Origin of the sequence: Neobacillus pocheonensis (assembly GCF_050477905.1) — a bacterium.
GTDB lineage: Bacteria > Bacillota > Bacilli > Bacillales > Cytobacillaceae > Neobacillus > Neobacillus pocheonensis_A.
The window spans coordinates 14,444-34,135 of sequence record NZ_JBCNAD010000059.1; the positions used below are offsets into that span (position 1 = coordinate 14,444).

The 19,692-nt window shown below is 38.8% G+C and carries 21 protein-coding genes; 19 read left to right on the forward strand and 2 right to left on the reverse strand.

What is annotated here, in order from left to right:
• Positions 1-6: 6 nt before the first annotated feature.
• The 13 genes from ABES02_RS26175 to ABES02_RS26235 all read left to right on the forward strand — a co-directional run bounded on the left by ABES02_RS26175 (position 7) and on the right by ABES02_RS26235 (position 12,247).
• Positions 7-777, forward strand: a complete 771-nt coding sequence (locus ABES02_RS26175) for an SDR family NAD(P)-dependent oxidoreductase (protein ID WP_430140696.1) — start codon at positions 7-9, stop codon at positions 775-777.
• Positions 778-806: 29 nt separating this feature from the next.
• A complete protein-coding gene (locus tag ABES02_RS26180) occupies positions 807-1,586 on the forward strand; it encodes an enoyl-CoA hydratase/isomerase family protein (protein ID WP_430140715.1) in 780 nt (259 codons plus the stop codon).
• Positions 1,587-1,596: 10 nt separating this feature from the next.
• Positions 1,597-2,571, forward strand: a complete 975-nt coding sequence (locus tag ABES02_RS26185) for a quinone oxidoreductase family protein (RefSeq protein ID WP_430140697.1) — start codon at positions 1,597-1,599, stop codon at positions 2,569-2,571.
• A 171-nt stretch (positions 2,572-2,742) separates the two neighbouring features.
• Entirely contained in the window at positions 2,743-3,444 is a 702-nt protein-coding gene (locus tag ABES02_RS26190; protein WP_430140698.1) for a winged helix-turn-helix domain-containing protein, read from the forward strand.
• Positions 3,434-4,843, forward strand: a complete 1,410-nt coding sequence (locus ABES02_RS26195; protein WP_430140716.1) for a sensor histidine kinase — start codon at positions 3,434-3,436, stop codon at positions 4,841-4,843. The genes ABES02_RS26190 and ABES02_RS26195 overlap by 11 nt, the downstream gene beginning before the upstream one ends.
• Before the next feature lie 144 nt (positions 4,844-4,987).
• Entirely contained in the window at positions 4,988-6,379 is a 1,392-nt protein-coding gene (locus ABES02_RS26200) for a S1C family serine protease (protein WP_430140699.1), read from the forward strand.
• A gap of 45 nt (positions 6,380-6,424) precedes the next feature.
• Positions 6,425-6,838 (forward strand): hypothetical protein, encoded by a 414-nt coding sequence (locus ABES02_RS26205; RefSeq protein ID WP_430140700.1) that lies wholly within the window; start codon positions 6,425-6,427, stop codon positions 6,836-6,838.
• A gap of 80 nt (positions 6,839-6,918) precedes the next feature.
• Positions 6,919-7,053, forward strand: a complete 135-nt coding sequence (locus ABES02_RS26210; protein ID WP_430140701.1) for an RAxF-45 family protein — start codon at positions 6,919-6,921, stop codon at positions 7,051-7,053.
• A 154-nt stretch (positions 7,054-7,207) separates the two neighbouring features.
• Positions 7,208-9,079, forward strand: coding sequence for a ribosomal protection-like ABC-F family protein (abc-f, locus tag ABES02_RS26215; protein ID WP_430140702.1), 1,872 nt, complete (start codon positions 7,208-7,210; stop codon positions 9,077-9,079).
• Between the two features lie 77 nt (positions 9,080-9,156).
• Entirely contained in the window at positions 9,157-9,588 is a 432-nt protein-coding gene (locus ABES02_RS26220) for a cell wall hydrolase (RefSeq protein ID WP_430140703.1), read from the forward strand.
• 105 nt (positions 9,589-9,693) lie between these two features.
• The gene (locus tag ABES02_RS26225; protein ID WP_430140704.1) at positions 9,694-11,019 is read left to right on the forward strand and encodes a Na+/H+ antiporter NhaC family protein; all 1,326 of its coding nucleotides are present in this window, start codon (positions 9,694-9,696) and stop codon (positions 11,017-11,019) included.
• Between the two features lie 109 nt (positions 11,020-11,128).
• Positions 11,129-11,713, forward strand: a complete 585-nt coding sequence (locus ABES02_RS26230; protein WP_430140705.1) for a YitT family protein — start codon at positions 11,129-11,131, stop codon at positions 11,711-11,713.
• A 33-nt stretch (positions 11,714-11,746) separates the two neighbouring features.
• Positions 11,747-12,247 (forward strand): mismatch-specific DNA-glycosylase, encoded by a 501-nt coding sequence (locus ABES02_RS26235; protein ID WP_430140706.1) that lies wholly within the window; start codon positions 11,747-11,749, stop codon positions 12,245-12,247.
• Between the two features lie 146 nt (positions 12,248-12,393).
• Here ABES02_RS26235 and shc read toward each other — a convergent pair whose 3' ends face one another.
• Positions 12,394-14,259 carry a squalene--hopene cyclase gene (gene shc, locus ABES02_RS26240; RefSeq protein WP_430140707.1) on the reverse strand — a complete coding sequence of 622 codons (1,866 nt, stop codon included), beginning with the start codon at positions 14,257-14,259 and terminating at the stop codon, positions 12,394-12,396.
• 122 nt (positions 14,260-14,381) lie between these two features.
• Here shc and ABES02_RS26245 point away from each other — a divergent pair, with 122 nt between their 5' ends.
• From ABES02_RS26245 to ABES02_RS26270, 6 genes are all read left to right on the forward strand, one after another.
• Positions 14,382-15,470, forward strand: a complete 1,089-nt coding sequence (locus tag ABES02_RS26245; RefSeq protein WP_430140708.1) for a DUF2515 family protein — start codon at positions 14,382-14,384, stop codon at positions 15,468-15,470.
• The gene (locus tag ABES02_RS26250; protein ID WP_430140709.1) at positions 15,397-15,846 is read left to right on the forward strand and encodes a CBO0543 family protein; all 450 of its coding nucleotides are present in this window, start codon (positions 15,397-15,399) and stop codon (positions 15,844-15,846) included. The genes ABES02_RS26245 and ABES02_RS26250 overlap by 74 nt, the downstream gene beginning before the upstream one ends.
• 228 nt (positions 15,847-16,074) lie before the next feature.
• Entirely contained in the window at positions 16,075-16,515 is a 441-nt protein-coding gene (locus tag ABES02_RS26255) for a peptidylprolyl isomerase (protein WP_430140710.1), read from the forward strand.
• 98 nt (positions 16,516-16,613) lie between these two features.
• Positions 16,614-17,402 carry a divergent polysaccharide deacetylase family protein gene (locus ABES02_RS26260; protein WP_430140711.1) on the forward strand — a complete coding sequence of 263 codons (789 nt, stop codon included), beginning with the start codon at positions 16,614-16,616 and terminating at the stop codon, positions 17,400-17,402.
• Positions 17,403-17,505: 103 nt separating this feature from the next.
• The gene (locus ABES02_RS26265; RefSeq protein WP_430140712.1) at positions 17,506-18,258 is read left to right on the forward strand and encodes an exodeoxyribonuclease III; all 753 of its coding nucleotides are present in this window, start codon (positions 17,506-17,508) and stop codon (positions 18,256-18,258) included.
• A 113-nt stretch (positions 18,259-18,371) separates the two neighbouring features.
• Positions 18,372-19,142 carry a class I SAM-dependent methyltransferase gene (locus ABES02_RS26270; RefSeq protein WP_430140713.1) on the forward strand — a complete coding sequence of 257 codons (771 nt, stop codon included), beginning with the start codon at positions 18,372-18,374 and terminating at the stop codon, positions 19,140-19,142.
• 59 nt (positions 19,143-19,201) lie between these two features.
• Here the strand turns inward: ABES02_RS26270 and ABES02_RS26275 are convergent, their stop codons facing one another.
• Positions 19,202-19,339, reverse strand: a complete 138-nt coding sequence (locus tag ABES02_RS26275) for a hypothetical protein (protein ID WP_430140714.1) — start codon at positions 19,337-19,339, stop codon at positions 19,202-19,204.
• Between the last annotated feature and the right edge of the window lie 353 nt (positions 19,340-19,692).

Sequence of the window (19,692 nt, forward strand, 5' to 3'; positions counted from 1 at the left end):
TAAGAGATGAGGTTTTCACAAACAATTGCATTAGTAACAGGTGCAGGAAGCGGGATTGGCCGGGCTGTGGCGGTCCGGCTTGCGAGCGAAGGTGCTAAGGTTATTTTAGTTGGAAGAACCAGAAATAAACTCGAAGAGACTGCTGCTGAAATTAATCGGAATAGTAGAATCCCGCTAGCAGAGGTTTTTGCGGCTGACTGTACTGACCGGGATGATGTTGAAGAATTAGCGGAATATGTCCAACAGCAGTATGGCGACTTACATGTCCTTGTGAATAATGCCGGTGGTTCTCGTCATGGAAATATATTGGATATGTCTGAGCAGGACTGGGATTTTGTTCAGAGTGTGAACCTTAAAAGCGTGTTTCTTGTGTCAAAGGCGATAGGGAAAATAATGGTTGAAGGGGCAATAAAAGAGGAACATAACCGCGCCATCGTCAATATTGCCTCTTTATCAGGCCATCAGGCTGGTGCTGAAATTCCTTCCTATAGTGCAGCCAAAGCAGGTGTAATAAATTTTACTAAGGCGCTCGCTTTGGAAATGTCGCAATATGGCATTCGTGTTAATTCCGTCTCACCTGGGTTTGTAGAAACACCCTTAACGGAACGAGGCCTCCAAAATGATCGCTTCGTAAAAGCCATCCAAAGGAATACAGCTTTACGAAGAGTAGGATTCCCAGAAGAAATTGCCAATGTCATTGCCTTTGCTTCATCAAGCGAAGCCTCCTATATGACTGGAACTGATTTGCTCGTCGATGGCGGCTGGTTAATAAAATAATAAATTTTTTTATGGAGAGGAAGATGAAATTGTCACAAGAACATTTATTAATTGAAAAATTAGGACCTGTGTTATCCTTAACATTGAACCGACCTGAAAGCTTGAACGCCTTTAGCCCAGAAATGATTTTAGGATTGAAGAATGCTCTCACGAATGCCCAAAATGATGAGGATGTACAGGTCATCGTTTTATCTGGTGCTGGTCGCTCGTTTAGTGCTGGCGGTGATGTGAAAACAATGGGGCAGGCAAAGGGTGTTCAGGTATATGAGCATATCGGCAAGCTAAATGAACTAATTTTATTAATGAAAGAAACGGAAAAGCCGATAATTGCGGCAGTTCATGGCTTTGCAGCTGGTGCCGGCTTCAATCTAGCTTTAGCGTGTGACCTGATTGTTGCAGCGGAAGACAGTAAATATGCTCTTAGTTTTTCACAGGTAGGCCTTGTTTCTGACGGAGGTGGTTCTTATCATCTGCCACGCTTAATTGGACCACATCTGGCCAAGCAATTTTTCTTTACAGCAGAGCCTATTCCAGCTGAACGACTCCATCAATTAGGCGTCATTAATTTTCTGTTTCCGCTTGAAAAACTTCAGGAGGAAACGACAAAGTTTGCGTTGAAATTAGCACATGGGGCAGGAAAGGCATATGGAAAACAGAAAAAATTAGTCGATCAAGCATTTACTTCATCATTGGAAGAAATCCTTGAGCAGGAGCGTTTGATTCAAGTGTTAATGGTTGAAACAGAGGACCATAAAGAAGGCATCTCTGCCTTTAAAGAAAAGCGAAAACCAGCATTTAAAGGAAAGTAGGAGAAAAGTGATGAAAGCAGTTCAACTTACAGAATTTGGAGGTCCAGAAGTACTGAAAGTGATAGATTTGGAAAAACCAGTACCAACGGGTCATGAAGTATTAATTGAAATCAAGGCAATTGGTGTTAATTATGCCGATACTGCACGTAGAGAGGGGCAGTATGTCATACCTACACCACTTCCATTTATTCCGGGTGCAGAAATTGCCGGTGTGGTTGTCGAAGTTGGCGAAAAGGTAACGAAAGTAACACCTGGAACAAGAGTCGTCACCCTGATTGAAGCAAAGGGTTATGCTGAATTTGCGATTGCCGATGAGCGTTCCCTAATTCCCCTTCCTGAGCAATTAGATTTCCGGCATGCGGCAGCCTTACCTCTTCAAGGTTTAAGTGCTTACCATATTTTAAAAACAATGGGCCGTTTAGAAAAAGGGGAAAGTGTTCTTGTTCACGCAGCTGCTGGCGGAGTCGGCACCATTGCCGTCCAACTGGCAAAGCTTTTTGGGGCTGGTAAGGTCATCGCAACAGCCAGTTCATCTGAAAAGTTAGAGTTAGCACGTGAAATGGGCGCGGATGTCCTTATCAATTACACGGAGTCGGACTGGGAAGAACAAGTTCTTGAGGCTACAAACGGTAAGGGAGTAAATGTCGCACTCGAAATGGCGGGTGGAGAGGTTTTTCATAAGACCTTAAAATGTTTAGCTACTTTCGGTAGACTGGTTATTTTCGGTGTTGCGAGCGGAGATCAACCTAAATTTTATCCATCATCGTTAATCGCTAGAAACCAATCGGTCATCGGTTTCTTCCTGCCGCAAATTATGAGAAAGCCAGAATTACTTCAGCCTAGTTTAGTAGAATTATTGACTCATTTAGGTCAAGGGAAGCTTAGGCTTACCATTGGAGGCGTATTCCCGCTCGAAGATGCCGCGAAGGTTCATACTTTACTACAGTCGCGAAAAACCCTAGGAAAACTTATTTTAGAACCTTAACTAAAAGAGGCCTTGAATGTATTCAAGGTCTCTTTTTATTTAAAAATATTAATAAACTATGAACAAAGTATTAATTAGTGGAGAAGAATTGGGCAGAACGTTTGATAAGTAAAAAATTTCGATTACACTATATAGAAAGAACAGTTTTTTAGGCAAGGAGATGAAGTTATTTTGAAAATATTAGTGATTGAAGATAATAAAAGTGTCTGCTCGATGATTGAAATGTTTTTTGCTAAAGAAGGAATTGATGGTGAATTTGTAAACGACGGTATGGAAGGCTATAACCGTTTTAAAAATGGCTCATGGGATGCTCTAATTGTCGATTGGATGCTCCCAGGAATGGACGGGGTAAGCATTTGCCGCAAAATTAGAGAAGAAAAATTTACAGTTCCGATTATTATGTTAACGGCAAAGGACAGTGAATCAGACCAAGTCCTAGGACTTGAGATGGGGGCTGATGATTACGTCACCAAGCCATTTAGTCCTTTAACGTTAATGGCCAGAATAAAAGCGGTTACGCGGCGCTTTCAAACACAAGTGCCAAATGAGCGAACAGACACCTTGCAGACCGAACATTTTAAAGTAAATAAAACGACAAGAGAAGTAATTATTGATGGCACTCCTGTTACAAACCTGACACCCAAAGAGTTCGATTTGTTGTATTACATGGTAGAACATCCTCGACAAGTATTTTCTAGGGAGCAGTTACTTGAACGGGTTTGGGGATATCAATTTTACGGTGATGAACGAACAGTAGATGTTCACATCAAACGGTTGCGGAAAAAAGTCGAAACCACTTCGCAGCCATTCTTCCACACTGTTTGGGGAGTAGGTTATAAGTTCGATGACACAATTAAAACAGATGAAGTTTAGGTACTTTTACCAACAATTTTTTAGTCATATTAGTATCATCATTGTAGCATTCTTATTGTTAAGCCTTCTGTTTGCCCATTATGTTGAAAATTTGGTTTATTCGAATAAAGCTGATGAACTGAGCTCATTTGGAAAAGCCATTTTGGAAGACATAAAGGAAAATCCATATGGAACTGATCAGATTATTAATCAATATAGTTCTGTTTTGGCTGCAAGAAAAATGAGCTTTAGTATGTTTGACCAGGATGGTAATTTGTATTTAGTAAGTAAAAATGGTCCAACGATTAAAGGCTTATCCAAATCTGAATGGGAGAAAATTAAGGACGGTCAAACAATCATTATCCCGCTTGATTATAGAAGATTTGGACAAGATGGAGTAACCTTTGTGGTATTACCCTACTTAGAAAATGGTAAATTCTTTGGAGGAGTGTTATTAACCTCGCCCATTAGCGGTTCAAGTGCCATGATCCATCAAATTAATAAATTTTTATTGTACACCATTTTAATTGCTTTTGGTGTTTCATTCTTACAAAGCTGGTTTTTATCACGGGTCCATGTGATTCGGATTAAAAGGCTTCGAGAAGCAGCTTCACTTGTGTCAGCTGGACACTATCAGGTTCATGTCCACGCTGCTGATTTTGATGAGATTGGTGAATTGGCCAATGAATTTAACCATATGGTTGATAAAATTAACGCTTCCATGGAGGAAATTGAAAGTTTAGAGAACCGCCGCCGGCAATTTTTGTCAGATGTTTCTCACGAGATGCGGACACCATTAACCACGATTAGTGGTGTAATCGAAGGGCTCAAAAACGATATGATTCCGGAAGAGGATAAGGAGCGGGGAATCAATTTAGTAAGTCAAGAGGCAAAAAGATTAATTAGATTAGTTAATGAGAATTTAGACTATGATAAAATTCGTTCCAATCAAATCCAATTATTTAATGAAGACATACAGCTCGTAGAAGTCCTAGAAATTATCCAGGAACAATTAATGCTCCAAGCAGAAGAGAAAAATAACCAAATCATTGTTGAGGCTGAACCAGACGTGATTGTTCATGCAGATTATGATCGACTTGTGCAAATTTTAATCAATATCACGAAAAATAGCATTCAATTTACTTCGGAAGGCACCATTTGGTTACGAGGAAGAGAAGAACAAGGTGCGACTATTATTGAAGTAGAAGATACGGGAATCGGCATTGATCCAGACGAAGTTGAAAATATTTGGCGGCGTTTTTATAAGGCTGATATCTCTAGAACCAGCAACCCATATGGCGAGTTTGGTCTTGGTCTATCTATTGTAAAACAGCTAGTTCTCCTACATAATGGAGAAATTAATGTTACTAGTGAAAAAGGAAAAGGAACGAAATTCGTTATTCGTTTTCAAAAAATCTAGAAAAGCTTCGGCAAATGTCGGGCTTTTTTTATTTTATTCTTATAAATTTCCTAATCCCGTTAAAGTTTGTTAATAATTTCTTAAGATTTGTCGGTTAAAGTGGAGTCAAGATGAAGAACAATGCTGAAAGGGAGATTGATGGAAATGGAATTTAAAGAAGGCAATGAATACGAAAAAAATCAAACTAATTCCTCTGAAGTGACTGGAAGCAATAATGAAGAATTACTTATCCAATCAGTAGATGCTATTTTTCCGGAGGAAGAGTACCGTTCAACTATAGAAGAGAAAAGAGCGGAAACAGAGGAAATTGAAAAAATAGCAGTTGTAGACCAAAGTCGTGCGGCAATCCAGAATGTAAAAAGTAAAAAGAGCTATGTTAAGGGATTTGCCACAACAATCGCGGCTGGTGTTATTGGCTCTGTTTTGACGTTAACCGTTTTGCCTCATACAGACTATTTCAAAAACCTTAATAACTCCGATCAGAACCAAGTGGTGACTGCTTTGAACAGTAACAATCAAGTGAAAGAAGTTTCCGCTAAACCAACGACAAGGACTACAGGCTCCATTGCTGATACAGTCGAAAATGTTTCTAAAGCAATTGTTGGAATTGTAAATTACCAGCAGCAACAAAATAATTTTTATGGCAATGCTAATTCCTCACAAAGTGTGGAAAGCGGCTCTGGTTCTGGAGTTATTTTTCAAAAAAATAATAATATCGCTTATATCGTTACCAATAATCACGTGGTAGAAGGTGCGTCAAAGCTTGAAATTTCTTTGTTTGACGGTCAGAAAACAACCGCTGAAGTGGTTGGAACGGATGCTTTAACCGACCTTGCTGTTTTAAAAATTGATGCAAAATATGTGACGGCAACCGCAGATTTTGGTAATTCCTCGACACTCCGTCCCGGTGATCAGGTCTATGCGATCGGAAACCCACTTGGACTCGATTTATCTAGAACGGTCACACAAGGAATCGTTAGTGCAACCAATCGCAGCATTTCCGTCTCTACATCCGCAGGCAATTGGGATACAAATGTTATTCAAACAGATGCAGCCATTAATCCAGGAAATAGCGGCGGTGCCTTAATTAACCCTCAAGGACAAGTGATTGGCATCAATAGTTTGAAGATTTCTGAAAGTGGTGTAGAAGGATTAGGTTTTGCGATTCCAAGTAATGATCTGATTCCCATTGTCAATCAATTAATTAAAAATGGAAAAATTGAACGCCCATATCTTGGTGTCGGATTAGCTGATTTAGACCAGGTACCGCAAATGTATTGGCAGAACCTTCCAAACAATGTCAACAAAGGTGTGCTGGTTATGAATATTGATCCAAATTCGGCAGCCGCTCAAGCTGGGTTCCAAGCGAAGGATTTAATCGTTTCTATGAATGGTACTGCAATTGCCAATTCCTCTGAATTAAGAAAATATCTTTATACAAAAGTGAAAATTGGCGATGAAATTAAGTTTGAAGTGTACCGTGATGGGAAACTGCAAACGTTAAATGTAAAACTATCCGCAAATACAACCGACTGATTTGAGGCACAATAATAGCAAAGAACTTTTTCAAGAGGTGTGGAAATGAATCGGGTCGGAAAATATGCTGCCAGTGAGCATGCTGATGATATTGAACTGATGAATATGGTTTTTGAGCTTCCTGAAAAGGATAAAATGCTGATGTGGTCAGAAGGTTATATTGATCTTGTGATTGAAAAATTACCTCTATATGCCCAAGATATTTTGGAAAATCGAAAGGATAAATGGGAAGATACGAAGGTTTACTATGAGAAACAGCTGAAACAAATATTAGATGACGAAGAATTTCAACATAAAGTGAAGGGCGAACGGAAGAAGTTCGCTCTTTTCGTCATGGAGCGATATCCGGAATTTCAATCCTTGCTTTTTTTAATCTATGACGGGAACATCAATGAAAAGGACTTAAGGAAGTTTGTTTATCGAAGAAGGTTTGGTTCCCGGAAAAAGTATCTTCATTAATCAGAAAATTTGGGCTTGCAAATCTTTCAGGAAAAATTTAGAATGAAATTAACTTGTTTAGAAACGGAGGTGGGGAAGAGATGAAACGTTCTATTTTTGCACGCTTATTATGGCTTGAAGCTTTAAATATTTACCGTGCAATTTTTCATGATGTAGTTTTTCAAGGGGGAAGTCTGCCCTTTTTTCGAAACTGCATAGTGAAATTAGAACGATAACACATCTCTTTACCCACAATAAATAGGGAAACAGGAGAGTGCATCGCCCGCACTCTTTTTCTATGCCCTTTTATTTGCCGCGGGAGTTGTTGTAGCCCGCGGCTTTTTGTATGGAGAAGTGTTCATCGATTTTTTTAATAAAAGGAGAATGAACATGATTATTTGCAGCGTTAACCATATAGCAAAATCGTTTGGCGGTAATATGATTTTTAAAGATTTATCTGTTGAAATACAGGATGGCAGCCGCATGGGTTTAGTAGGCCGAAATGGCAGCGGCAAAACCACTTTATTAAAATTGCTTGCCAATTTAGAAACCGTTGATGAAGGAGTCATTCATTGGAAAAAAGGACTAAAAATCGGTTATTTGGCTCAGATTCCTGATTTTCAGGACCTGAACGTTAAGGAATTTTTGAAAACGGCTTTCGACCAATTAACAAAGACAGAGGCAAAGCTAAAACAATTAGAGCTTGAAATGGGGCAGGAAATGGCTCCGGAAAAAATACAACAATTAATCGAGCAGTACGGAAAGCTCCAAGATGAGTTTATTTTAAATGGCGGCTACGAAATGGACGCACAAATGGATCGAGTTGCGAACGGACTAAAAATTACAGACTTACTGGAAAAACCATTTTATCTCTTAAGCGGTGGGGAGAAAACAAAGGTCGGTCTTGGTCTAAGCTTATTGAAAAATCCAGATCTCTTATTACTTGATGAGCCAACTAATCATTTAGATTTGATGGCGATCGAGTGGCTGGGCTCCTTCCTAAAGGAATACAAAGGGACCATCATTCTCATTTCTCATGACCGTTACTTTTTAGATGAAGTAGTAAACAAGGTTTTTGAAATGGAAGATGGTGAAATTGATCTATACCATACGAATTTTAGTAATTATGTCAAGGAGAAGGAAGAAAGATTGTTAAGAGAATTTCAAGAGTATCAAGAACAGCAGAAGAAAATTAAAAAGATGAAGGAAGCTATTAAACGGCTGCGTGACTGGGCAAACCGTTCTAATCCTCCGAGCGCTGCCCTTCATAAGCGCGCTACAAACATGCAACGGGCGCTTGACCGTATCGATAAATTAGATCGTCCGAAAATGGAAGTTAAGAAAATGGGCATTGAATTCGAGGCAAATGATCGGAGCGGAAAGGATGTAATAATCCTTGAAAATGTGTCGAAAAGCTTTGGCAGCCGAACACTCTTTAATCATGTTAATATGCTAGTTCAATACAAAGATCGAACAGCGATTGTTGGTGAAAATGGAACGGGAAAATCGACCTTGTTGAAAATGATTTTACGTGATTTAGAAGCTGATAAGGGCATGGTCAAGGTGGGCAGTAATGTAAAAGCAGGCTATTTGTCTCAGCATGTTTTTGCGGATATTGGTGATGAACCGTTAATTGATGTATTCCGCTCTGAAGTAAATGTGAATGAGGGAGAAGCTCGTCATGTTTTAGCCCGTTTCTTATTCTACGGACCAGCAGTTTTCCGCAAAGTGAATCAGTTAAGCGGCGGTGAGAGGATGCGACTACGCCTTGCTCAGCTAATGTACCAAGATATCAACCTGTTGATTCTAGATGAACCGACCAATCACTTAGATATTGATTCCTGTGAAGTGCTAGAGGAAGCGTTGGAGCAATTTAACGGCACGATTTTGGCTGTCTCTCATGATCGCTATTTCCTCAACAAATTATTTAATAAAATTTATTGGCTTCAAAATGGGACTGTCCACTTTTTCGATGGGAACTATGATTGGGCAAAAGAGAAGTTGCCTTCTTTCTTTTCAGTGTCTGTCGAGGAAATAGCCTCTCCTCCTGTTAAAAAAGTGAAGGAAAAAATAGAAGTTAAGCAGCAAAATTTCGATGTCATCGAAGAAATGATCGAGCAAATTGAAATGGACATTCATTTGTTACAAAAACAAATGGAATCAGAAAGTGACCTCACTTTACTGCAAAGATTTTATTCTGAATTAGAGTCGTTGGAGAAAGAACGTGACCTGCTTTATCGTCAACTTGATGATGTAGTATAACGCGAATTTGTATCATTGCTGTCAACACCAGGTCCTATAGGAATATGATATAAGGCAATAAATATGGGGGTGAAGTGATGGCAGTAGTGAAGGCAAGTTCATCTGATATCGATCTTTTAGCTCGATTACTACGCGCGGAGGGTGAAGGGGAAGGGGAACTTGGCATGCTTCTGATCGGAAACGTGGGAATTAATCGGCTTCGAGCGAATTGTTCAGATTTTAAAGGTCTTCGAACCATCCCGCAAATGATTTATCAGCCACATGCCTTTGAAGCGACTACAAAGGGATATTTTTATCAGAGAGCAAGATCTTCAGAAAAGAGATTAGCTCAAAAAGTTATCAACGGCGAAAGGTATTGGCCGGCAAAATTTAGTCTTTGGTATTTCAGACCTCAAGGGAATTGTCCGCAAACATGGTATGACCAGCCATTCGTGTCTCGATTTAAGCTTCATTGCTTTTATCAGCCGAGTGGTGAAGAGTGCGCAAGTGTCTATACAACGTTTGCTTGAGCCGTTTTAATAGCGGCTTTTTTTATATTAAGAATTAAAGACTTCTCTAAATAAGAAGATTTCCGTATAATTATCTATGGTTTTCTTTATAAAGGTGGTCTTAAGATGGTGTCAAATTTTTCCAACATACAAGTTCTTATTCTGCTCGTTATGACCATTTTAGGAGTGGTCTGTTCTGTCATTTACCATCAGCCGCTCGTTATCGGTTTTCTGCCAGGCTTTCTTGTTTTATTTTATTTAGCAGTCAAAAAAGGGATGTCATTGAAGAAGACAGTAAGAATCAGTTTTATGGGCGTATACAAAACTAAAATTGTCATCATTATTCTCTTTCTTGTTAGTTTTTTACTTCCATCCTGGTATTTATCGGGAACGATTGATCAAATGGTGAAAGTAGCTCTTAATTTTATTAACCCGGAGCATTTTTTTGTTTTATCGTTTATTATGGCGCTTGTGTTCTCTATGCTTCTTGGGACAACAGTTGGAACGTTAAGTGCAATTGGGGTTCCAATATTAGGGACAGCGTTGGTATTAAAGCTTCCTCTTGAGGTGGTGGCCGGTGCATTAGTTTCGGGTGCATTTGTCGGCGATCGGACTTCGCCATTTTCTAGTGCTCACCAGCTTTTGTCGCATACGGTCGAGTTGCCAATAAAAAGGCAATGGCGGGCCATGCTTTTGACGACGATAATAGCCGTGATGATTTCCATTTTATTTTATCTACTTTTCGATTATCAAAGTTCGATAGTGAGCACATTGAATCAAAAGCCTTTCGTTTGGAGTGAGCTTTCCTGGATTAAGTTTATTCCGCCTCTCGTGTTAATTGTTTTTGTTATCCTTCGGATTAGCATAATATATGCATTTATAGCTAGCATTCTATCAGCTGCCATGATTGCATTGGCAGAAGGGGCTACCTTTATCAATTTAACAGATTCATTTTGGCATGGCATTGCTGGTCTTGGCGGCGGTTTAGTTCATATGTATGAATTGCTGCTATTTCTTGCCTTAGCAGGCGCCTATAATGGTTTATTAGAGGAATTAAACGTCATTCAGCCTTATTTAGATAAGTGGTTACAATCCTCTCGTTCTTTAATAGGGGATACCTTAAAAACTCTCATTGCAACATTGATCATCACTTTAATAGGAGCGAATCAAACACTTCCAATCATTTTAACAGGAAGATCCTTTCTTCCGCATTGGTCTTCTAAATATGGAAAAGAAGAATTAGCGAGAGTCATGGGGGATACGACCATGTTATTTCCAGGAATGGTTCCGTGGAGTGTGTTGGCGATTATGTGTAGTACGATTGTTGGCATTCCGTTATTTAGGTATTTACCCTATGCCATCTTTTTATGGGTATTACCATTTTTAACGTTTTTCATTTCCATGATAAAACAAATTCGTAAATCGAAAGAAAAACGTATAGCCGCTGCTTAAACGGGGTCTCTTTGAGGCTCCTTTTTTTAGTAGACCAAAATCCTATTGAATGAACTCCATTCTTGAATCATATAAGTGGTAATAAAGGATGAGGACAAGGAGGGGTAGGATGCTAAAAAAACTAACGATAATTGGATTCGGCAGCACCATGATTGGAATAGGGATTAACGGATTCATTCTACATTTTCATTTAATTAATGGGGGCTTTTTTGGGGTCAGCCTTCTTCTTAACTACTTATGTGGGGTTAAAGTTGGATTGACATTTATTTTACTAAATATACCAGTCTATATTTATGCATATAAATCAGAGCCCGAATACTTTTTGAATGGGTTAGCGGGTGCTATCGGTTGCGGACTTTTGTTGGACATGTTAAGTCCGCTAAATGGAATGATTCATTTGCCAATTATGAGCAGTGTGATATTTGGTGCAGCAATTATCGGAATCGGTGTTGGTGTCATGCTAAGAAATCATATTAGTCCAGGCGGAATCGATTTACTTGCACTCTTAATCGCAAAATGGTCAAAAGTGAATGTGGGAGTGATTGGATTTGTTATTGATTCGGTGATTATTTCCACTGGATTACTCCTCCTTAAGGACCCCACGCTTCTTTATTCGTTAGTGATTGTTTCTATTGTTGGGCTCCTAGCATGTATCATTACTTCTTTTCGAAGTGTGAAGATTTTTACAAAATGATATTATATAAAAAAGCCTGAACAGGAGAAAAAAATGAAACCGATAAGTGATCATTTAAAGGAAGATTTGAAAATCTTATTTGTTGGCTTTAATCCAAGCGTTCGTTCAAGTGAACTTGGCCACCATTATGCTAATCCCAATAATCGCTTTTGGAAAATTATTTTTGAAGCGGGGATTACTGGACGTAAATGGGATGCATCGGAGGATTATAAACTGCTGGATTTGGGAATCGGATTCACGAATATTGTTTCCAGGCCTACGAAGGCAGCGGATGAAATTACGAAGGAAGAATATAAAGAGGGAAGAGAAATTTTAAAACAGAAAATTGCTCATTTAAAGCCTAAGGTGGTTTGTTTTGTCGGAAAAGGAGTATATCAAGAATATAGCGGTCGAAAGGTCGTCCCCTGGGGGATTCAGGAGGAGGCTGTTGTGCCAGGGACGATTGATTTTGTAGCGCCTTCTTCTAGTGGTTTAGTAAGAATGAGGCTAGATGAAATCGTTGATATTTATAAAGGTCTTACTGACTTAATCTAAAAAGAGCGACGGCTCCTGAGCATAGCCGTCGCTCATTTCATTTTTGTTGAAATTATCGTTTCGCAGATAAAATGGATGTTTTCGAAGATAAATCATAAAGTTTCGCAGATAAATGGGAAAGTTTCGCAGATAAACATTATGTTTTACTATTTTCCGAACTTCGTTTGGTAGTTTGACAGTGCCAAAAGTGGAAAAATATAGCGATAACTATGGTAGTGTATATAAAATCCGCCTGCCATTCCTTGCCCTTTCGGGTAAGCGGTGGTCCAATCGTCTTTTTCAAGTGATTCTAATAAATATTTAATTCCTTTTTCGATTGTTGTAGTTGGTTTTTCTGAAATGGTAATTAACGCATCGAGGGCCCAGGCTGTATGCGTAAGGGTACTTGCTCGTAAAGGGACATACGCTTTTTTGCTGTCACTATGGCACGATTCTCCCCAACCGCCATCCGCATTTTGAATAGTGAGGAGCCATTTAACAGCCGCTTGAATAGCTTGGTGACTTTTCGGGACGTCAACCGCCAGTAACCCTGTAATGGAGGCCCATGTCCCATATAGATAACAAATCCCCCAGCGACCGTACCAGGAGCCATCCCCTTCTTGATTTTTCAACAGCCATTTAATGCCTTTTTTTATAGAAGTATGATCCTTGGGCAGATTCGTATAATTCCCAAAAAACTCTAATGTTCTACCTGTGATATCCGCACATGAGGGGTCTGTAAGTAAAAACTCACCTTTTTCAATAGGTAGCAATTCAAATACCTTTGTATTCGCATTTTTTTCAAAACCTGCCCAGCCGCCATCGTCGTTTTGCATGGAGAGGACCCATCGGATACCACGTTCCCATGTTGCAAGCTCTGTTGGCAGGATTCTTGAAATGGACCTAAGTGATGCAGTCGTGTCATCAACGTCAGGGTTGATGGTATTTATATCCGAAAAGCCCCAGCCGCCTGGCAAGGTAGATGGATTATGAATCACCCAATCTCCGAATTTAGTATGCTGACGCGTAAGAAGGTAGCGATTGGCATTTGTTACCATTTGGTCTTCAGGTTGAACACCTGCTGATTGCAGGGTGTAGCTTATTAATGACGTATTCCACACGTTTGCAGTCGTGTATTGCATATGGGGAAACCCGTTAATTTCACATTTCATCGCCCGGATTCCCTCTACTGCTTTTGTGATAACGGGATCCGTTTTTTTAAACCCTAGAGAAAGGAGGGCAAAGATCATCAAAAAGGTACAGCTATAATAACTGTAAAGCGTTCCATCGGGTTCAAGGTGATCGAGCATATACTTTTTCGCTCGTTGGATTGCTAAATTGTGGAGTTCCTTTGGTAAACCAATTAAGCTCTTAACCCCATCTTCGATAAAAGAAAATAATGACCGCATCTCAGTGGACCGCAGCCATTGGTCATCTAACTGGCGATGTAAATGCAATTCCGATAGGTCTGGACTTTTTTCTGTCTTAATGGAAAACTTTTTATCGGCGAGAATCATAATTGGGGTTAAGTTTGCTCTCCCAAAAACGGAAAAAGAATGAAAATTAATTGGAAAAATATGTGGCAAGAGAATCACTTCAATTGGCAGAGGGGTAAAGGCTGGCCATTTATATTGACCAGTTAATGCCAGCATGATTTTGGTAAACATGCTGACCTCTTCCAACCCTCCCTTTGCTAAAATAAATCTTTTTGCCGCAACAAGCTGCTTGTCGTCTTTAGAAAAATAGCCCGAATAAAGAAGCGCATAATAACATTCCACCGTTGCCGATAGATTTCCTTCACCTTCATCGTAAAAAAGCTTCCAGGCTCCGTTTTTCTCCTGTCTGATTAAAATCCTCCGAGTAAGACCTTGTATTAATTCTTCATCATTTAATTCTAAGGAACGTAATAAAATAATCATATAGGCGTCAGTTGAAGTTCCGGTTTCAAAGGGATAATTCCATGAGCCATCGGGAGATTGGTCTTTTCTCAGCATTTCTATCAGCCAGTCCATGCCTTTTCTCGTATCCATCATCTGAACTCCTCATTCCTCTCCCATATAAATATTCTCACCTATACATATTCCTGTTCTGGGATGAGAATTCATAAGGGAGGTTATGAGCTATTTTTTTTATTAGAAACCAAGAGAAAACACCGGTGGAAAGTATTCGCGACGAATTGAAGAAGAAAAGCAAAACAAAATCCCCACCATTGCAACTATCAAAGGGTGAACGAGAAATAATCCTACAAATAAGAAGCAAAACAGCTGAACATAATCTCAATAATGTTACTAGAACGAAAACCTACCTTGATTTCTATTTGAATCACCCGGAAATTCAGTGGGCTTTTTTAGGGCATATGGTTTCCCGAAACGGTGGCTATAATATGACCGACTTAAAAGGGGAATTCATTACGAGATTGATGGCTAAAAAAGATCGAGATACCTTTTTTGCTTTTTTGGAAAGGGGGAACTGGCTGATTTTTCAGGATGTATATCCGCAATTTTTGATTTACGAGGAGAGCTTGAAACAAAATAAGCCATTGTTTTATTTATTTTCTTTTTTAAACATTTCCACTTTTATGGAAACAATTTGGAATCATTTCTGGAGAGAGCAATCCACGTATATTCTTGCGATAGCGATGGTTATCAATGAGCAAAACTACTTGGAACAGCGAGTGATTCAAAATCCGAAGCACCAAAAGGATGTCCTAACAAAAATTGAATTTTTACTCCAGGATTGGCTTTCCTTTAACCACATTCTCTTTCCTTATGGAAAAAAGAACCTCTGTGGACAGACTCTTCACCAGTTTGAATCACTGAATGAGCGGATTTTACTCGGAAAACGGTTATATACGGTCCTTTTTAAAGACAAAGGACGATTAAACCAAATAGTGGAATGGGCGAAAAGAAATCCCCATTCCGGTTCAAGGAAAGATTATTGGCCACATATTTTTAATAATGTGAATGAAGGAATACCGGGATTTGCTTATCAGCTTCGCTTAAAATCATGTCAGCTAAAAAATGGGGCACGTAAAATTTATAGTCCTAGCCTTGTAAATGCTTGGAAAAACGTCACTCATACGGAAGCAGAAAAAGGGGATTGGTTTAGTGATTACCGTATCGCTGATTATTTAGTTGAGGATATTGAAATGATTGATGGGGAGATATTAAATGAATACTGTAAAACACTTGAAAGGCTCGAACTTGCAGCCCTTGCGAAAAAAGCGATTCACTTTTTGGAATAAGCATCATCTAGCCTGTGCAGTGCTAGCTTCATTGCTTGGGTCGTATTTAGATCTTTATTTTATTGGAAAAAAGATGTATCAATTTCCTTTTAGGCCGCTTCCGGAAATCTTCTCGTTCAATATAGCTTTTACCTTAGTTGGTCTGCCCATTTTAGTGGTAGTTTTTCTATATTGTATGTCCCAAGTGAATCAATGGGGAAAAGCAGGCATTATCCTGTTTGTCAGTCTGTTGATGCCAATATTTGAAAAATTAGCGGAGGAGCTGGGCTGGTTTGTTCACTCGGAGGAATGGAAGCACGTTTATTCGTTCGTTGGATATTTGGTATTCTTATCCATTATTACTTTTTATTTTCTATGGTTGGAAAAACAAAAATGACAAAAGCCGAGACGTTAATCTCGGCTTTTGGATGTCATCTAGTGACACCAATGGCCCCTGCCGTCCGTACATTGGTTAAGTGTCCCGCAACAAGCGAAATGTTCGGCAGGGGCTCTACATCTATTTTAACACGTTCATCGTGAAAATATTACATTTGCCATTTACTTTCTTTTCTTTTTCGAAAAGTGTATGATAAAAATGATTTTTTACATAAGGGAGTGTTGTCAAATGGCAAAAAAAGGACATTTTTTGATGGAAAACGGTGAAAAGATTGAATTTGATCTTTATCCGGAAGCGGCACCAGGTACAGTGGAAAATTTTGAAACATTAGCAAACAAAGGTTTTTACAATGGATTAACGTTCCACCGTGTTATTCCAGGGTTCGTAAGCCAAGGAGGATGTCCTCAAGGAACAGGAACTGGTGGACCTGGCTACACTATCAAATGTGAAACAGAAGGAAATCCACACAAGCATGTACCAGGCGCATTATCAATGGCTCACGCTGGTAGAAATACTGGTGGCAGCCAATTCTTTATCGTACATGAATCTCAGCCACATTTAAATGGTGTTCATACTGTATTTGGTCAAGTGACATCCGGTTTAGAAACTGCAAAAGCGATGAGAAATGGCGACATTATGAAAGAAGTAAAGGTATATGATGAAGAATAAGTAAATGGGAGAGCTGATTTTAGCTCTCTTTTTTATTTGGGAATGTTTATTACTACATTGGGAAAAATATCTTCAAAAGTTCACTTTTGGGGGTCTATATGAAAAAAATTATGGTCATTCTTATCCCGTTCTTGCTTTTATCGTTTCAGGTAAAAGCGTCGGCTGAAAATACTGAAGTCAAGCAATTAAAGGCAGCTCTTATTATCGATGATTTTGGAGGAGGTATAGGAGGGGTTAGAGACTTTTTAGAAGGGGATATCCCGATTACTGCGGCGGTAATGCCATTTTCGGTAAACTCGAAAGCACATGCTGAATGGGCCCATAAAAATGGTTTTGAAGTCATGGTGCATTTGCCTATGGAGCCGAAGCATGGAAAAAGATCGTGGCTTGGTCCAAAGCCGATTACAGTAGACCTTACGCCACAACAAGTCAGGAAACGGGTGAAGGAAGCAATTAAGAGCATTCCCTATGCAGTTGGACTTAATAATCATATGGGGTCACTGGCTGTTGAAAAAGAAGGAATTGTCCGGGCGATTGTGGAAGTGGCAAAAGAAAATAACCTCTATATTATTGACAGCGCCACCAGCCCTAGAAGTAAATTTCCCGAAATTGCATTAGAGCTGGGAGTGCCTCTATTAAAAAGAGATGTCTTTCTGGATGATATATCCTCTTCCTCCCATGTCTACAAACAGATGATCAGGCTTGCTAAGGTGACTGAAATTAAAGGAACAGGGATTGCCATTGGCCATGTAGGCGTAACCGGTAAGGTCTGTTCAGTGGGAATTTTTCAATCTATGGATGAATTTAAAAGACGTGATATCAAAATTGTCCCAGTCTCAGAGCTATTTTCCGAAAAACTAATTGAAAAGAATTTTGTCCCAAATTAAAGGCAGTGACAAACTGCCTTTTTTGAGGTTATCAAAAAATCTGGTACAATGTCTCCTATCAAACTATAAAATTATTAGTCATCAGGGGAGATGGAATCTTTAAATGAAATTAGTATCTTGGAATGTAAACGGCTTAAGAGCTTGCGTTAAAAAAGGCTTTCTAGATTATTTTCACGAGGTGGATGCTGATATTTTTTGTATCCAGGAAACGAAATTGCAGGATGGTCAAATTAACTTAGAATTAGAAGGATATCATCAATACTGGAACTATGCCGTAAAAAAAGGTTATTCCGGTACTGCCGTTTTTACCAAAGTTGAGCCGCTATCTGTTAGATATGGTGTAGGAATGGATGAAAGTGAAAACGAAGGAAGGATTCTTACTTTAGAGTTTGAAAACTTTTTCTTGGTTAATGTGTATACACCAAATTCCCAGCGTGATTTAGCGCGAATTGGTTTTCGCCTGGAATGGGAGGACCGGATTCTTACGCACCTGCAAGAGTTAGATGCGGTAAAACCAGTTATTCTTTGTGGTGACTTGAATGTCGCGCATCAAGAAATCGATTTAAGAAACCCAAAATCGAATGTTGGGAACTCAGGCTTTACGGACGAAGAACGGGGCAAAATGACCACTTTACTGGATGTTGGCTTTGTCGATAGTTATCGCCATTTTAATCCTGAAAAGGAAGGTGCCTATACGTGGTGGTCTTATATGGCAAAGGTTCGGGAGCGAAATATTGGATGGCGGATTGATTATTTTATCGTCTCCAAAACATTTTGTGGGCGATTAAAACATGCGGATATTCATTCAGAGGTTATGGGCAGTGACCATTGCCCAGTTGTTTTAGAACTTCATTAAATTTATATTTTGATAACTTTTTCTTATTATAAATTATAAAAAACCCGTAATTTTCATTATGAGTTAGATGCTCTATAGTTAATTTAACAAAGAAAAGAACGGGGGAATCTATAATGGATATCAAAAAAGATGTACAACAGCAGTTTGGAAAAAGTGCCGATTCATATGTGAGTAGTTCCATTCATAAAAAGGGGAAAGACCTGCAGAAATTACTAGAGATGGTTTCTTTTAATGGAAAGGAAGAGCTGCTTGATATTGCTACAGGCGGTGGTCATACCGCTAATGCATTTGCGTCTTTTGTAAAAAAGGTGATAGCTTTTGATTTGACCCCTGAAATGTTAAAAGCGGCTGAAAAATTTATCAAAGAAAACGGGAATCAAAATGTTAATTTCATCGTTGGTGATGCCGAAAATCTTCCTTTTTCGGATGAATCCTTTGATATTGTCACTTGCAGGATTGCTCCGCATCATTTTCCAAATGTAAATAGATTTATTGAAGAAGTTTACCGAGTTCTTAAACCAAATGGACAATTTTTGCTGGATGATAATGTAACACCAGAAGAGGAAGAATTCGATCGATTTTATAATACGATTGAAAAATGGCGTGATTTCAGTCATTTTCGTGCCTGGAAAAAAACGGAGTGGCTGCGGATGATTGAATTAAGTGGTTTTGAAATTGCTGAATGGCATCGGTTTGAAAAAACCTTTCTATTTGAACCATGGTGCAATCGGATGAATTTGGCCTTGGCTGAAAAAGAAAAATTGGAGCATTATATTTTAAATGCTTCACCAAAAATAAAACAAAAATTCCGTATTGTTATTGAAAAAGATCAAGTAATTTCCTTTCAAGGTGAAGCTATTGTCTTAAAGGCCATAAAGAAATAAAAAAGCCCTTTGCACGAAGAGAAAATTCTCTTTGTGCAAAGGGCTTTTTTAGACCTTGCTTAGATCTCATTAAGAGCTGTTCCAATTTCATCAAATTCAGGTGATTTTTCATTTTGACTTGAATTTTCTAACTGATCCTGTTCAATTGGGTTTACTAAACCATGGTCTTCATCTTTTTTTTGCAGGTTCCAACTCACTTTAGCACATCTCCTTTTTGAGAACGAATTTACTAAAGTATTTTTTCCTATAAACATGAATCTAAACCTTTAATTCTTTCTGAATGGAACGCTTTTACAATCTTATTAGAAATTGAATAATATTATCCTTTATTTATACTTGAAATTAGTATTAAAATATGAAAAATACTAGTTGACGAAAATAGTAAAGGGATAGTATGATATTCCTTGTCGCTGATACGAAGTGATGAGTTCAATCGAGATTGATTAAAAAATTTCAGTATTGACATTCGTTTTAATTTATATTAAGATAATAAATGTCGCTAATTTAGTAGATTAGCAGATATGATTTGATTGTTCTTTGAAAACTAAAC

Bases quoted from the DNA above. Each gene is read 5' to 3' on its own strand.
- ABES02_RS26200 (WP_430140699.1), top strand. From the start codon at position 4,988: ATGGAATTTAAAGAAGGCAATGAATACGAAAAAAATCAAACTAATTCC.
- ABES02_RS26230 (WP_430140705.1), top strand. From the start codon at position 11,129: ATGCTAAAAAAACTAACGATAATTGGATTCGGCAGCACCATGATTGGA.
- abc-f (WP_430140702.1), top strand. From the start codon at position 7,208: ATGATTATTTGCAGCGTTAACCATATAGCAAAATCGTTTGGCGGTAAT.
- ABES02_RS26265 (WP_430140712.1), top strand. From the start codon at position 17,506: ATGAAATTAGTATCTTGGAATGTAAACGGCTTAAGAGCTTGCGTTAAA.
- ABES02_RS26175 (WP_430140696.1), top strand. From the start codon at position 7: ATGAGGTTTTCACAAACAATTGCATTAGTAACAGGTGCAGGAAGCGGG.
- ABES02_RS26195 (WP_430140716.1), top strand. From the start codon at position 3,434: ATGAAGTTTAGGTACTTTTACCAACAATTTTTTAGTCATATTAGTATC.
- ABES02_RS26185 (WP_430140697.1), top strand. From the start codon at position 1,597: ATGAAAGCAGTTCAACTTACAGAATTTGGAGGTCCAGAAGTACTGAAA.
- ABES02_RS26235 (WP_430140706.1), top strand. From the start codon at position 11,747: ATGAAACCGATAAGTGATCATTTAAAGGAAGATTTGAAAATCTTATTT.
- ABES02_RS26260 (WP_430140711.1), top strand. From the start codon at position 16,614: ATGAAAAAAATTATGGTCATTCTTATCCCGTTCTTGCTTTTATCGTTT.
- ABES02_RS26250 (WP_430140709.1), top strand. From the start codon at position 15,397: ATGAATACTGTAAAACACTTGAAAGGCTCGAACTTGCAGCCCTTGCGA.
- ABES02_RS26270 (WP_430140713.1), top strand. From the start codon at position 18,372: ATGGATATCAAAAAAGATGTACAACAGCAGTTTGGAAAAAGTGCCGAT.
- ABES02_RS26225 (WP_430140704.1), top strand. From the start codon at position 9,694: ATGGTGTCAAATTTTTCCAACATACAAGTTCTTATTCTGCTCGTTATG.
- shc (WP_430140707.1), bottom strand. From the start codon at position 14,259: ATGATGGATACGAGAAAAGGCATGGACTGGCTGATAGAAATGCTGAGA.
- ABES02_RS26210 (WP_430140701.1), top strand. From the start codon at position 6,919: ATGAAACGTTCTATTTTTGCACGCTTATTATGGCTTGAAGCTTTAAAT.
- ABES02_RS26255 (WP_430140710.1), top strand. From the start codon at position 16,075: ATGGCAAAAAAAGGACATTTTTTGATGGAAAACGGTGAAAAGATTGAA.
- ABES02_RS26205 (WP_430140700.1), top strand. From the start codon at position 6,425: ATGAATCGGGTCGGAAAATATGCTGCCAGTGAGCATGCTGATGATATT.
- ABES02_RS26220 (WP_430140703.1), top strand. From the start codon at position 9,157: ATGGCAGTAGTGAAGGCAAGTTCATCTGATATCGATCTTTTAGCTCGA.